We start from the raw sequence: 14,334 nt of genomic DNA on the forward strand, positions 1-14,334 counted from the left end.
TTTGACCCAGTTCATTTTGAAACCTCCCATAAATTATTCAGCATACAAAAAGAGAACAAATTTCTTTGTTCTCTGAATCGTTGGTATTATTGGGTTTGTTAAGAATATCAAATTATAAAATACTTACATGAAAATAGAACAAGCTTTCCCATTATTTGGCGACAAAAAAATCCGCTCTCGCAGATTTCATCTTCATAATTATTCAATGTTAATTTCATTTTGTTTTTTCTCAATCCTCAATCACCTCAACAACATCACCAAATAAGGCTTGTGCTTGATCAACAACACCATTTTTTTCTGGTGCTGTCTCAGCTTGTGGTGTGTTATCGCCACCTGGGCGGAGCTGGGCGTATTCTGTTCGGATTGATAACCAATCATCGTCAGTCAGTGCGATAATTTCCGGAGCAAAACCGACGATGTTGGACATAAAATTGCCGAACTGGACTTGCAAGTCATGATTTTGCATGGCTTTTTGAGCGGTAAATTCGCTCTTGAAGGTCACAACGACGAATTGTTGAGATGCCGCAACGGCTGAGGTATTCTGTAACATGGACTTGCCAAAGCCACTGTCAAAGGAGTTGATAACTTCTTCCCAAGCGTCTTGAACAGCAATCCGCGCCTCATTTGTCGCTTCAGATAACGCCTTGAAAACGAAGTCTTTACTGAAATAGTTGCCGGCAGTTTTAGGTGCGGCTTTTTTCTCTGGCAATGGTTGCTGAACGGCTTTCGAAGACTGAAACTGACCAGATTGGAGCTGGCTTGTCAGCTCTGTCACTTGCCGTTGGAGGTCAGTAATCATTTGTGAATAGTCAGCGGTTTTGAGGGTTTCTGACAGCCTCATGGTCATCACATCAGCTGCAATTTTTTCCTGCGTCGTATTTTTCAGTGTCTGCAAAGTCTCCGTTGCAATCTCAATCCAGGCAAAAATTTGAGCCTTGTCTACATTTACCGTATGTGTGTCAGCTAGCAGCATATCTCGGAAATGCGCCATCAAATCTTCGGTGAAGCGAATCATGTTCTTGCCGTCAGCGAAGATGGTATCGAGTTGTTTTAATGCGTTCTCGACCTGCTGGTCAGCAATCGCCGAAATATACGCATCTAGAGCTTGCTTAGAAATGGCACCGGTCACCAAAAGAGCGACGTCCAGTGTCAAGCCGTTTTCTGCGAAACTCAGGGCTTGGTCAAGGGTCGAGAGGGCATCGCGCATCCCGCCGTCGGCAGCATTAGCAATCAAGGCAACGGCGTCTTCATCGAATGTCACACCTTCTGCCGTCAGCACTTCTGACAAATGCTGAGTGATGTCGTGGCTGGTAATGGCGCGAAAGGCAAAGCGCTGCACGCGCGATAAAATCGTCGCTGGAATTTTTTGAATCTCGGTCGTCGCCAAAACAAAGACAACATTTTCCGTCGGCTCTTCCAGTGTCTTCAGGAGGGCGTTGAAAGCCCCCGTCGTCAGCATATGCACCTCATCAATGATATAGACCTTGTACTTGGCACGAGACGAGGCGTAGGTCGACTTATCCCGAATGTCACGGATTTCATCCACACCGTTGTTGGATGCCGCATCCAGTTCAATCACATCTTCTAGCGAGCCATTGGTTACCGCTTGACAAATCTCACAAGTATTACAAGGCTCGCCGTCAGTTTGATTAGGACAGTTAATCGCCTTAGCAAAAATTTTCGCGGCAGACGTTTTCCCCGTTCCTCTAGGCCCTGAAAAAAGATAGGCGTGGGAAATCTGCTCCGTGATAATGGCATTTTTCAGGGTTCTCGCCACCACTTCCTGCCCGACCATTTCGTCGAAGCGTTGACTGCGATATTTGCGATATAGGGCTTGATAACTCATTTGGCTGCCTCATTTTTTAGGGTGAACTGACTAAACTGCCAGTCTGTTTTCTGAATTAAAATCTCGGTAAATTGTTCTAAGAAAGCTTGATCCAGCTGATCATAGTCAGCAACGATAGCTGAATCTAAATCTAACACACCGACGAGTGCCCCATTTTTAAACATGGGCACAACGATTTCAGACCGTGCTGCCGAATCACAGGCGATATAATTTTGATGCTGCGTGACATCTGCTACAATCATCGTCTGTGCTTCTTCAGCAGCCTGACCACACACACCTTGACCTAAGGCAATATTGACACAGGAGACACCACCTTGAAAAGGTCCTAAAACAAGTTTTTCACCATCAAACAGATAAAAGCCGACAAAGATTGAACGCGGTAAAATACCCCGCAATAAAGCACTGGCATTACTGAGATTGGATAAAACATTGCCCGTTTCATCAAGTAGGGCATCGATTTGTCGGAGCGCTAAGTCGTACTTTTCTGTTTTCGTCATTTTTTTCACCTATTTTTTTGCTATAATATAACTATTATAGCAAATTTTGGAGATAAACATGAACCTTGATGACATTCGCACAGATATTGATACCCTAGATGCCCAAATCGTCCAGCTTTTGGAAGAGCGGATGTCTTTAGTTTCACAAGTGGCGACCTTTAAAAAAATGACCGGTGGTCGAGTGTTGGATAATACACGTGAGCTCATGATTTTAGATTGCGTGGCAAGTCAAGTTGAAAATCCTGATTATACAGAGGCGGTAGTCAACACCTTCAAAGATATTTTGAAAAATTCACGCGCTTATCAAGAGAAAGTGTTGGAAGATTGAAAAGTTATTATCGCAATATCGTCATTTGGTCTGGCTTGGCAGTCATCATCGGACTAGTTGTCGGCGCACTAGATGCCCTATTCGGGCGCGTTTTGATTGGCGCGACAAATTTTCGATTACAACATTTTAACAATCTAATTCCTTTTTTATCCTTAATCGGGGTGTTGATTGCTTTTTTGTATAACCGATTTGGCAGGACAGCTAGTCGTGGTATGGGCTTAATTTTCAGTGTTGGTCATCAGTCAGATGAGGTCATCCCTAAGCGTCTCATCCCCCTTGCCATAATGTCGACTTGGCTGACGCATCTATTTGGTGGCTCTGCTGGGCGCGAAGGTGTCGCCGTTCAAATCGGGGCAACCTTTGCCAATTTTCTAGGGGATGTCTTTAAGGTTAAGAATCGTCATATTATCGTGATGATTGGGATGGCTGCTGGTTTCGGCGGACTCTTCCAAACACCTTTTGCAGCAACATTATTTGCACTTGAGGCGCTGATTGCAGGTGCTATCTATTATCGGGCGATTGTACCAGCCCTCATTGCTAGTACTGTCGCAGCACAAACCTCGCATTTTCTGGGACTTGAAAAATTTTCATTTGCAGTGACCAAACTGCCCGCTCTTGATACCAGTCTCATTGCTAAATTGATTTTCATGGGGACGATTTTTGGTCTCACAGGTTTTGCATTCGCTTGGCTCTTAACATTTGCCAAATCTCGCTTGACGATTTTATTACCAAATCCTTACGTTAAAATTGCCGCTTGCGGCGTTATCCTCTCGCTTCTCTTCACTATGCTCGGACATGGGCGCTACTCAGGTCTTGGCACTAACTTGATTACAGCAGCTTTTGGTGGTAATCTGATATTTGCTTGGGATTTTGTCCTTAAATTGTTGCTAACCATCCTGACACTTGCGGTCGGTTTTCAGGGTGGTGAAGTGACGCCCTTATTTGCTATCGGTGCAACACTTGGCGTCACGCTTGCCGTCGCACTCGGCTTGCCCGTGACCTTCGTTGCTGCACTTGGCTATGCTGCGGTTTTCGCTTCAGCCACCAACACCTTTTGGGCACCCATTCTGATTGGCTGCGAAGTCTTTGGCTATGCGCTCATGCCATATCTGATGCTAGTCATCATCGTCAGCTACATGCTCAACTTCAACAAATCCATCTATACCGCTCAAAATATGCTTCAGAACATGGTTCAGAATAAAAAACAAGACTAAAAACAGACAAAAGACTGTAAACTTCACCCAGATTTATGGGCAAAGTTTACAGTCTTTTTAAAGGGTTCTCAGTTGCACCAAGCGAAAATTCTGGGTATCTCAGTTACCAAATGTCAGAATGAGACCTTTTGCGACAACTGCCATGATTGGCAGTAATGACAAGAAGGACACTATTGCCAGTTCCAAATGATACTTTTTTTCTACAGATTCTTTTTTACATTTTGACATACTTATTACCTTTGCTTTCTTAAATTGCATTTTATTTTCGCGTTATTTTTATGAGCTTTCAGCCCCTGTCAACTTGCAAACTAAACAGTTGCTGATACTCGTTATTCAAAAGCCACTCCATCGTTTCCTCATATCTAAGCAAAGTTTTATAGTCTACTCACACCAAAAAAGTAAATGACTGGATATGTCTCTACCACTATAATACCACATTTTTGTTATCAATCAAGTAATATGATGTATTTATTTGTTATTTTATCAATTTCAAAAACAAATAAATCGACTTGATATGGTCATTTTCCCTCAACAAACTGACAACACGTCTATTTTGATTGGTTTTTATATCTAAAACATTTGAATTACGTCGTTTTTTATTCATAAACTATAACCTACTCGTTTATCCTATCTAAAAAAATCCTTTCTGATAGATCGGGGTTCCTAAACACCACAACCTATCAGAAAGGATAATTTATTAAGACTGAACAAAAACAAGACAAAATCTCAGATAGACTTACTGAATTTCACCACCAATAGCTGACAAATCTGATTTACCGGCATAAGCCACGATAGCTTCAATCGCTGCAGTCAATCCCGCTGTGATGTCTGCTAAACTCATAGCAGGCTGATTGGCGATATCTACCACTTGTTCAGGGATATAGGGAACATGGATAAAACCAGCTGATATATCGGGGAATGCCTTATCAATCATATACTGCACTTGGTACATCACATGATTACACACAAAAGTTCCCGCAGTATTTGAAACACTACTTGGTATGCCTGCTGCCTTGATTTTAGTCATCATGGCTTTAATCGGTAATTGCGTCAAATAGGCTGTTGCACCATCAGCTTGAATTGGAACATCAATGGGCTGATTTCCTTCATTATCAGGAATCCTCGCATCATCAACATTAATAGCTAGACGTTCTGGCGTGATACCAAACCGACCACCTGCCTGTCCGACATTTAACACGACATCTGGCTGATGAGCAATAATCGCTTTTTTGACAGTTTCAGCAGATTTACCAAAAACCGTTGGAATCTCTAATTTAATGATTTGACTGCCTTTAATGTCATCTGGTAATTGCTTAACTGCTTCCAAAGCAGGATTAATGGTACTACCACCAAATGGTTCAAAACCTGTTACTAAGATTTTCATAACATCACCCCTCTATTTTTAAATTTAGTTTTTAATGCTATCTTTAAGTTTATACCTTCAAAATTTAAATAGCAAACAAAACGCACGGACTGCTATTAAAAGGCCCAAACATACATCAAAACAATATGCACAACTATCATGACAAAAGCAATCGGCGCTTGTGCTTTGATGACACCATTTTCATCTTTCATTTCTAACAAAGCAACAGGAAGCGCGTTAAAATTGGCAGCCATTGGTGTTAATAATGTCCCACAGAAACCTGCTGTCATTGCTAAAGCACCTGCGATAACTGGGTCAGCACCTTGCGCAATGACGAAAGGAACACCGATTCCAGCTGTGATGACAGTAAAAGCTGCAAAGCCATTGCCCATAATCATTGTAAAAATAACCATGCCCAAGACATAGGCAATCACACCAACTAAACGGTTGCCTTCCGGTACAAATCCTGAGATGGCTTTAGAAATCACATCTCCAACACCTGCAGCAGTAAAGACAACACCTAGCGCAGCAAGTAACTGCGGCAAGATACCCGTTACACCAACTTGTTGGAGCATTCTATCCGTGTCACCAAAAACCGTTTTCACACTGGCCTTGGTCAAAATGATAGCAACAAGCAACGACAGGATAGCAGCAATTCCGATACCAATTTGACCTGATGCAGGACCAAATGGTGCAACTTGAGCAACGACTACTGCAAAAAAAGCCAATGAGATACATGGGATAAAAATAAGTCCCCCGATTTTTTGAGCTGATGTTCCTGATACTTTTTCATCAACAATCGCAACTTTACCCAATTTAACTTGCTTGAATAAGGTTAGCAACCCCATAATCAAAAGAAGCGCACCATCTACTTCTTTGGGGATTCGACCACCAAAAGCAAAGACAATCCCTAATAATAACCAAAATACGGATGTGCCCAAACGTGCTGAATTGGACTTTTCAAGAAAGACACGAACTGCAGTCACAATAATCAATAACCCGACTAAAATATAGAAAAATTCTAAAACATTGGGCGCTTGCGCTGTTAAGTGTTCTACTAATTTTGGACTCATTATTTTTGCCCTCCTTTGTCTTTGTATTTATTTACCATTTTTCTATCGAACAGTAAATTATATAAAGCGACAACCACTAAGATAATAATCGCAATTGGGATAGATGCCTTTGAAACTGAACCCGCTGATACCTTATAACCAAGCGAATCCATTGTCCCTACGATTAAAAGGACACCTGATGCTGCAATAAATGTATTTTGTGCAAAGAAATTCCCAAAATTTTCCGTTGCTGCTGAACGTGCTTTTATTTTTTCTTGATCTTTTTCACTTAATTTACCGTATTTATTCTCCGCAGCTGCTTGCGCCATTGGATTAACAATTGGTCGAATAAATTGTGTTTGACCTTGAATTCGAATTGAGAACAAACCTGCAATTTCACGAATGAACAGATAAATAATCAAGAAACGCCCGGGTGTTAAACTTTTGATTTTCTCAATAATCACAACAGCAACTTGACGCAAACCGAATCGTTCTGACAAACCAATCATGGGTAACGTCAGCAAAAACAAGGTTACCATGCGGTTATTAACAAAAGCTTCTCCTAAAATACCTAAAAAGGCTGTGAATGAAATATCTGAAACAAGCGCTGTCACAAGGGCAGACAATAAAACAACAGCAATCGTATCAAATTTCAAAATAAAGCCAGCAACAATAATTAAAATACCGATTAATTTAATTAATTCCATTTTTCTCCAATTTTCCATTTTATACCGTTTATTAATCCAACACAATTAATATAACTAAGTTTTTTTGTAAAATTTATCTTTTGCTATTGACTAACAACAACTTAAAATTGTAGCAAATTATGTAGAATATGTCAATCTTTTTCGAATTTTTCTAATAATTATGCACTTACAAGTTGACACTAAAAAAGTTTTGAATACGTGATTCAAAACTCATCTCGTTGCTGTTATTTATACCGTAATTTCTAACCGATTACCATCAGGATCTAGGACGACAGATTCATAGTAACCATCACCAGTTGTACGTGGTCGTCCGACGACCTCAAAACCTTCTCGAGCTAGGCGATTTGTTAAATTATCTACCTGCTCTTTTGTGCCTACTGACATGGTTAGGTGGGCATAACCAAAGTCATCTTTTGCTTTTCTTTCTGCGATATCTGGACGCGTCATAAGCTCTAAACGCGTCTCATCATCAAAACTAAGAAAATAGGACTTAAACTCAGTTTTCTTGTTATGATAAAGGACATTGCTTTTAGCGCCAAAATAAGTGATGTAAAAGTCACGCATCGCCTCTAAGTTCCGTGTCCACAATGCCAAATGATTAATTTTCATTTCAATTCTCCAAACCAAAAGGATTTCAAAAGTTTAAACTTCTGAAATCCTTTTATTTGATACCTTGCTTAAACTTCAAACAACAAGTCGCCATAAGATGGCATTGGCCATGCTTCTTTGTCAACAATCATTTCTAATTTGTCGACTGGGGCACGAAGGGCACCCATAGCTTTAAAGACAACTTCATTGTAAAAACGAGCTTGTACTTTGCCTTCTTCTTGTTGTGCCGCTTCTGCTGCGACTTTCTCAAGTTTAGAAAGCGCTGCTTTAGTTTCTTTCAACAACTCAGATACTTCTGTCAAGATACCTGCTTGAACAGCTGCATCACAGCCAGCTGCTTTAACGGCAAGGACGGTATCTGCCAATGATTTCGTATATTTGATGACAGCAGGGATGATTTGTTTAGTCGCCATATCAATCATGGTAAGTGCTTCGATGTTGATAACTTTACCATAATTTTCGTATTTAACTTCTTCACGCGCTTTTAATTCTGTTGGTGACAAGACACCATACTTGTTAAATAACGCGATAACATCAGCATCTCCCAAAACTTCAGTTGCATCTACCATTGTTTTCAGATTTGGCAAGCCACGTTTTTCAGCCTCAACAACCCACTCATCAGAGTAACCGTCGCCATTGAAGATGATCCGTTTGTGTGCTTTGGCGTATTCTGCAATCAAAGCATCAACTGCTGCATCAAAGTCTTCTGCGTTCGCCAAACGTTCTGACGCATCGTCAAAGGCTTCTGCAACAATCGTATTCAAGACAATATTTGGTGACGCAATTGAATCACGTGAGCCAACCATACGGAACTCAAACTTATTCCCTGTGAAGGCAAATGGCGAAGTTCGATTACGGTCAGTCGCATCTTTAGAGATATCACGAAGGGCTGCCGAACCAGTCGCCAACACACCACCCTTAATAGAGGTTGCAGCTGTCCCACTCGCCACGTATTGATCTATGATATCCTCTAATTGTGAACCAAGGAAGATTGAGATGATAGCTGGCGGCGCTTCATTAGCACCTAAACGATGGTCATTACCCGGGTCAGCAGCTGATTCACGGAGCAAGCCAGCGTATTTATCCACTGCTTTAATGATACACGCAAGAACTAACAAGAACTGTTTATTTTCATGTGGTCGTGAGCCCGGTTCAAGCAAGTTCTCGCCCTTATCCGTCACAAGTGACCAGTTGTTATGTTTACCAGAACCATTGACACCGGCAAATGGTTTTTCGTGCAAGAGACACTTCATGTCATGACGACAAGCAATGCGCTTCAAGGTTTGCATGACCACTTGGTTTTGGTCAACGGCAACATTGGCATTGGCATAAATTGGCGCAATTTCGTGTTGGGCTGGAGCTACTTCGTTATGCTGTGTTTTTGATGTCACGCCAGCTTTCCAAAGTTCTTCATTGACATCTTTCATAAAGCCAGCCACACGTTGACGAATTGTCCCAAAATAATGGTCATCCAATTCTTGCCCCTTAGGCGCAGCAGCACCAAACAAAGTACGGCCAGCGTAAATCAAATCTTTACGTTTTAAGAAAGTCGCTTCGTCGACTAAGAAATACTCTTGCTCAGCACCAACGGAGGGTGCCACACGAGTAGCAGTCGTATTGCCAAAAAGGCGAAGTAATTTAATAGATGAATCAGAAATAACTTGCATAGAACGGAGCAGGGGCGCTTTTTGGTCCAATGCTTCGCCGTTATAAGAATAAAATGCCGTTGGAATCAAAAGGGTTGTACCCGCCGCATCATGGCGAACGAACACTGGAGAAGTCGTATCCCAAACTGTGTAGCCACGCGCTTCAAATGTCGCACGCAAACCGCCTGATGGGAATGATGACCCATCAGGTTCCCCTTTAATCAACTCTTTTCCAGAAAAGGCAGTCAAGACACTACCATCTGCTTTAGGTGCTGTGATAAAGGAATCTTGTTTTTCAGCTGTAACACCTGTCAACGGTTGGAACAAATGCGCAAAGTGAGTCGCACCTTTGCTAATCGCCCATTCTCTAATCTCATTTGCGATGACATCTGCTGTCGCAAGATCAAGATCTTTGCCTTCTTCAATTGATTTTTTAAATTGTTTGTAAATGCTCTTTGGCAAACGTTGCTGCATGACCGCATCCGTGAAAACATCTTCAGCAAAGATTTCCGGAATATTGACTTTCTCCATCGTTAAATTCTCCTGACATTTTATATGTTATAACTTCTAACACCATCATTATACATTATTTTTGAATTGAATGCAACAATAGTTGTAATTTTTTGAATTTTCTTTTTACTATACGCATTTTAGTAAAGAAAGCGAGTGACATTTTTGAGATATTTTCTGTCAATAAGATCAACGAGGTTGGGACAAAAGGCTTCAAAAATGAATAGACTAAATGATACTAATTTTCGACTTTTCACAGGTTCTTGATTTTTTCAAGGGTAGCAGCGCTTTTCTTGCTAATTTCGTATTGTTTTGACAAAAGAATACCAAATTCACACAAAATAAGCTATGAACATTTCAATTAGCACGGAAATCGTTCATAGCCTACTTTTTGGAGGACTTTTGTCCCAACCTCACGTTGCCCATAGCTTTTCCGTAAATCGCTAAAGCGATAACTTCAATGCCAGAGGCGACAAGGTGCTGGCGTACAGGTGTACGTCAAGACTTGGCAACGGAGAAATGACGGAAAATAGCCAAAAAATGTTCGGTTTATTTGTTTAATTGCGCATAGCGTTAATTTTTAATCGCTTATAAAAAAAACACCAATTCTCAATCGATGAGTACCGGTGTCTTTCGGTCTATTTTAATAGAGATAAAGATAATTATCAATCTCCCATTGCGAGACGAACTGGGCATAAGACGCCCACTCTACTTTTTTGGTTTCCACAAAGTTAGTGTAAATGTGTTCCCCTAAAGCAGCTTTCACCACATCATCTTCACGCAGAGCTTTGACCGCATTGTGCAAGGTTGACGGCAGATCTGTGATCCCGACTGCTTTGCGCTCATCACCTGACATCATATAGATATTATTTTCGACTGGGGCTGGTGCTTCAAGTTTCCGCTCAATTCCGTCCAGACCACATTCTAACAAAACAGCTAATGCCAAGTAAGGATTGGCTGTCGGATCAACTGCCCGTAACTCAAGCCGTGTGCCCTTACCACGTGATGCAGGGACTCGAACAAGTGGCGAACGATTGCGGCCTGCCCAAGCGATATAAACAGGGGCTTCATAGCCAGGGACAAGTCGTTTATAAGAATTCACCGTCGGATTGGTAATGGCGGTAAAATTATAAGCATGGTCTAAGATACCACCCAAGAAATGGTAAGCAGTCTCTGATAACTCCAAATCGCCTTTTGGATCGTAAAAGGCATTGTTACCTTCTTGGTCAAAAAGGGACATATTACAATGCATGCCACTGCCATTGATACCAAATTTTGGTTTGGCCATGAAAGTCGCATAGAGACCGTGTTCGCGGGCAATGGTTTTGACAACCAGTTTGAAAATTTGAATGTTATCACAGGCCTCGAGGACATTGGTGTACTTGAAGTCGATTTCGTGCTGACCAACGGCCACCTCATGGTGACTGGCCTCAACTTCGAAACCAAGGTCAGTTAGAACATTCACGATTTCACGGCGGGTATTGTCCGCAGTATCAGTCGGTGCGAGGTCAAAATAGCCACCTTGATCATTGACTTCAAGGGTCGGATTGCCTTTTTCATCCAGTTTGAACAGGAAAAATTCAGGCTCAGGACCCAGGTTGAATGACTTGAAACCAGTTGCTTCCATGTGGGTCAAGGCACGTTTGAGGTTACCTCGAGGATCCCCTGCAAATGGTGTGCCGTCAGGATTGTAGACATCACAAATCAAACCTGCGACCTTACCATTTTCATCTCCCCAAGGGAAGATAATCCAAGTATCAAGGTCAGGATAGAGATACATATCTGATTCGTTAATGCGGACAAAACCTTCAATAGAAGAACCGTCGAACATCATTTTATTGTTCAAAATTTTAGCTAGCTGTTCTTCTGTCGCGGGTACTTCGACATTTTTAAGCGTGCCTAAAATGTCTGTAAACATCAGACGCAGGAAGGTAACATTTTTTTCTTTGACTTCTCTTCGAATGTCTGCTGGTGTAATGGTCATGTTAAGTGGCTCCTTTAATATGTACGAAAGGCGTGCTGAACACGCCTATTTTTTAATTGCCGAGGGCATTATCTCAAGTTGGTATTAGGCTTATTAAATCTTGATTGTTGCATAATTTCTTGTTCCAAGATTTTGCGTACCTCAGCATCAGAAATGGACTGGCTTTTGACTTTAGCCAACTCTTCCTTGCTCTGTTCATAGACACGCTTAATGCCCGCAATATTTAAGCCGTCATTGAGGTAGTCCTTAATTTCAAGCAGGACATCCATATCGTTCAGCGAGTACATGCGACGATTGCCGTCATTTCTCGCTGGGAAAATCAAACCTTGATCTTCATAATAACGAATTTGACGCGCTGTCAAATCCGTCAACTGCATGACTGTGCCAATTGGAAAAACAGCCATTGATCGTCTTAGCTCACGTTCTTTCACTAATAGACACCTCCCCTTACCTTCCCATTATATAAAGACTTGTCAGAAAAGTCAACGACTAATGTGAGGAAAATTCACATCTCGCATTAACCGTTTTTTGATGTTATTTTCCCAGCTTAATAATCGTCATTATTTCGGATGATTCCACCCTGATAATCAATCATGCCGGGTGCAACCATTTGAATATTAAAGCCGGCATCTTCAAAAATATGACTGGCACGATAGGCTTTGTTGGTCGTCCGACAGATGACATAATAAGATTTAGCAGCATCTAACTCAAATTTGCCATCCTCGACATCATCAATCGGAATGTTGATGGCTGTCGGAATATGAAAACTCTCAAACTGCTCACGCGGCCTAACATCTAATACGTTTAAACTGGAAATATCAAGTTTTTCAAATTTTTCTAACGGTATCAGATTAAAGGTCATCACTCAGTCTCCTTTATACTCGTAGCCAAAATGTTCGTAGGCCTTGGCAGTTGCACAGCGTCCTTGACGCGTCCGAACCAAAAAGCCAGACTGAATCAAATAAGGCTCGTACATATCTTCCAGCGTTTCGCGTTCTTCCGATATATTAACCGCAAGCGTCCCTAGACCGACTGGGCCACCATTGTACATCTCGATCATCGTTTTAAGAATTTTTTGGTCGACATAATCAAGACCTGAAGCGTCCACGTCCAGCATGGTCAGGGCTTGGCGAGTGATGCTATCGTCGATCAAGCCTGTCCCCTTAATCTGCGCATAATCTCGCACGCGCTTGAGCAGGCGGTTGGCGATACGCGGTGTCCCACGGCTCCGACGCGCCATTTCAAAGGCGCCATCACCTGTAATGTCCACCTCAAAGATATCGGCGGTACGCTCGATAATTTCTGTCAAATCTTCAAGATCATAATAGGCCATGTGGGCATTGATTCCAAAACGCGCCCGCAAGGGATTTGAGAGCATGCCTGCGCGAGTCGTTGCACCGATTAAAGTGAAAGGTGGCAACTCCAAATGGATACTGCGAGAGCTATCCGATCCGCCAATCATAATGTCAATGTAGAAATCTTCCATGGCACTGTAGAGCACCTCCTCGACAGACATGGGCAGGCGGTGAATTTCGTCAATGAAGAGGACATCACCAGCTTCTAGCTCATTCAAAATCGCAACCAAATCGCCCGCTTTTTCGATAGCGGGACCAGAGGTCTGTTTAATATTGACGCCGAGTTCATTTGCGATGACGAATGCCATGGTCGTCTTACCCAATCCCGGTGGGCCAAAGAGTAAGACATGGTCCAATGATTCCTCACGCATTTTGGCAGCCTTGATGAAAATATCTAGCTGTTCTTTAATTTTATCCTGACCGATGTATTGGTTGAGATATTGCGGTCTCAGGGTTCGTTCAACTAAGTTCTCGTCTTGTTCCAGCTCGTAGTCCTGTAACTCTCCTGATGTTAATTTGTCATTTTCCATATCTTTATTGTATCAAAAAAACAGGCATTTACGATGATTTTTGAAGTTCATCTCGTATTTAACTGAACAAAAAACAATCTTGCGATTAGTCATTTCATCATCAATTTCAAAGCTGTTTTGATATAGCCTTCGGTCGTATCTTGTGTGCCTTCGAGCTTTTTTTGGACTTTCTTGAGTTCTGTCGCTTTGTAGCCCAAGGCGACTAAGGCTTCTAAAGCATCGTCCAACTCTGTACTTGCTGGAAGCTGTGGTGTTGCGACATTTGCTGTAACATTTTCAAACTTACCTTCGAGGTCTAGCACCATTTGGCTGGCAGTTTTTTTGCCAACGCCGGGAAACTTAGTCAGGTATTTGATGTCACCACTGTCAATGGCGGTGACGAGCCCGATGTTATCGTCGGCTGCGATAATGGCAAGTGCAGATTTGGGGCCAATACCTGAAACAGAAATCAGTTGCAAAAACAAACGTTTTTCTGTTTCGTCGGTAAAACCGTAAAGCGTGTGGGCGTCATCGCGGATGACTTGGTGAACGTAGACTTTGATGTCGGCATTCACGAGATTTGAAAAAACATAAGGGTTGGCGACATGGAGTAGATAGCCAATGCCTGAAACGTCAAGCACAATGTAGGTCGGTGTAATTTTGACCAAGGTGCCTTTAAGATATTCGTACATAATTTCCTTCTATCATCTATAA

The 14,334-nt window shown here is 42.0% G+C and carries 15 protein-coding genes; 2 read left to right on the forward strand and 13 right to left on the reverse strand.

The genetic code is table 11. From position 1 onward, the window contains the following. Window positions 1-229 precede the first annotated feature (229 nt). The gene (gene dnaX, locus ACYQ21_RS03545; protein ID WP_460055231.1) at window positions 230-1,846 is read right to left on the reverse strand and encodes a DNA polymerase III subunit gamma/tau; all 1,617 of its coding nucleotides are present in this window, start codon (window positions 1,844-1,846) and stop codon (window positions 230-232) included. Continuing rightward, window positions 1,843-2,352, reverse strand: coding sequence for a GAF domain-containing protein (locus ACYQ21_RS03550; protein WP_460055233.1), 510 nt, complete (start codon window positions 2,350-2,352; stop codon window positions 1,843-1,845). Before ACYQ21_RS03550 ends, dnaX begins: the two co-directional genes overlap by 4 nt. A 49-nt stretch (window positions 2,353-2,401) precedes the next feature. Here ACYQ21_RS03550 and ACYQ21_RS03555 point away from each other — a divergent pair, with 49 nt between their 5' ends. Further along, window positions 2,402-2,671: a chorismate mutase gene (locus tag ACYQ21_RS03555; protein WP_460055235.1), complete on the forward strand. Its 270-nt coding sequence runs from the start codon at window positions 2,402-2,404 to the stop codon at window positions 2,669-2,671. Beyond that, complete coding sequence (locus ACYQ21_RS03560) at window positions 2,668-3,885, forward strand: chloride channel protein (protein ID WP_460055238.1); 1,218 nt, start codon at window positions 2,668-2,670, stop codon at window positions 3,883-3,885. Before ACYQ21_RS03555 ends, ACYQ21_RS03560 begins: the two co-directional genes overlap by 4 nt. Window positions 3,886-3,984: 99 nt before the next feature. Here the strand turns inward: ACYQ21_RS03560 and ACYQ21_RS03565 are convergent, their stop codons facing one another. The 11 genes from ACYQ21_RS03565 to ruvA all read right to left on the reverse strand — a co-directional run bounded on the left by ACYQ21_RS03565 (window position 3,985) and on the right by ruvA (window position 14,312). After that, on the reverse strand, window positions 3,985-4,113 hold the full coding sequence (locus ACYQ21_RS03565) for a hypothetical protein (protein WP_460055241.1): 129 nt from the start codon (window positions 4,111-4,113) through the stop codon (window positions 3,985-3,987). A 508-nt stretch (window positions 4,114-4,621) separates the two neighbouring features. Next, entirely contained in the window at window positions 4,622-5,269 is a 648-nt protein-coding gene (gene pcp / locus ACYQ21_RS03570; protein WP_460055242.1) for a pyroglutamyl-peptidase I, read from the reverse strand. A 95-nt stretch (window positions 5,270-5,364) separates the two neighbouring features. Continuing rightward, window positions 5,365-6,321: a DUF979 domain-containing protein gene (locus tag ACYQ21_RS03575; protein ID WP_460055245.1), complete on the reverse strand. Its 957-nt coding sequence runs from the start codon at window positions 6,319-6,321 to the stop codon at window positions 5,365-5,367. Next, complete coding sequence (locus ACYQ21_RS03580; RefSeq protein WP_460055247.1) at window positions 6,321-7,007, reverse strand: DUF969 domain-containing protein; 687 nt, start codon at window positions 7,005-7,007, stop codon at window positions 6,321-6,323. The genes ACYQ21_RS03575 and ACYQ21_RS03580 overlap by 1 nt, the downstream gene beginning before the upstream one ends. 228 nt (window positions 7,008-7,235) lie before the next feature. After that, window positions 7,236-7,616: a VOC family protein gene (locus ACYQ21_RS03585; protein WP_460055249.1), complete on the reverse strand. Its 381-nt coding sequence runs from the start codon at window positions 7,614-7,616 to the stop codon at window positions 7,236-7,238. 68 nt (window positions 7,617-7,684) lie between these two features. Then, complete coding sequence (locus tag ACYQ21_RS03590; protein ID WP_460055251.1) at window positions 7,685-9,793, reverse strand: glutamine synthetase III family protein; 2,109 nt, start codon at window positions 9,791-9,793, stop codon at window positions 7,685-7,687. Window positions 9,794-10,415: 622 nt separating this feature from the next. Beyond that, window positions 10,416-11,756 carry a type I glutamate--ammonia ligase gene (gene glnA, locus ACYQ21_RS03595; RefSeq protein ID WP_460055253.1) on the reverse strand — a complete coding sequence of 447 codons (1,341 nt, stop codon included), beginning with the start codon at window positions 11,754-11,756 and terminating at the stop codon, window positions 10,416-10,418. A gap of 68 nt (window positions 11,757-11,824) precedes the next feature. Next, the gene (locus ACYQ21_RS03600) at window positions 11,825-12,187 is read right to left on the reverse strand and encodes a MerR family transcriptional regulator (RefSeq protein ID WP_094784166.1); all 363 of its coding nucleotides are present in this window, start codon (window positions 12,185-12,187) and stop codon (window positions 11,825-11,827) included. Between the two features lie 116 nt (window positions 12,188-12,303). Further along, window positions 12,304-12,618: a rhodanese-like domain-containing protein gene (locus ACYQ21_RS03605; protein ID WP_460055255.1), complete on the reverse strand. Its 315-nt coding sequence runs from the start codon at window positions 12,616-12,618 to the stop codon at window positions 12,304-12,306. A gap of 3 nt (window positions 12,619-12,621) precedes the next feature. After that, the gene (gene ruvB, locus ACYQ21_RS03610; protein WP_460055257.1) at window positions 12,622-13,641 is read right to left on the reverse strand and encodes a Holliday junction branch migration DNA helicase RuvB; all 1,020 of its coding nucleotides are present in this window, start codon (window positions 13,639-13,641) and stop codon (window positions 12,622-12,624) included. An 89-nt stretch (window positions 13,642-13,730) separates the two neighbouring features. Next, entirely contained in the window at window positions 13,731-14,312 is a 582-nt protein-coding gene (gene ruvA, locus ACYQ21_RS03615; RefSeq protein ID WP_460055259.1) for a Holliday junction branch migration protein RuvA, read from the reverse strand. Between the last annotated feature and the right edge of the window lie 22 nt (window positions 14,313-14,334).

The sequence above is a fragment of the Pseudolactococcus yaeyamensis genome (assembly GCF_054658615.1).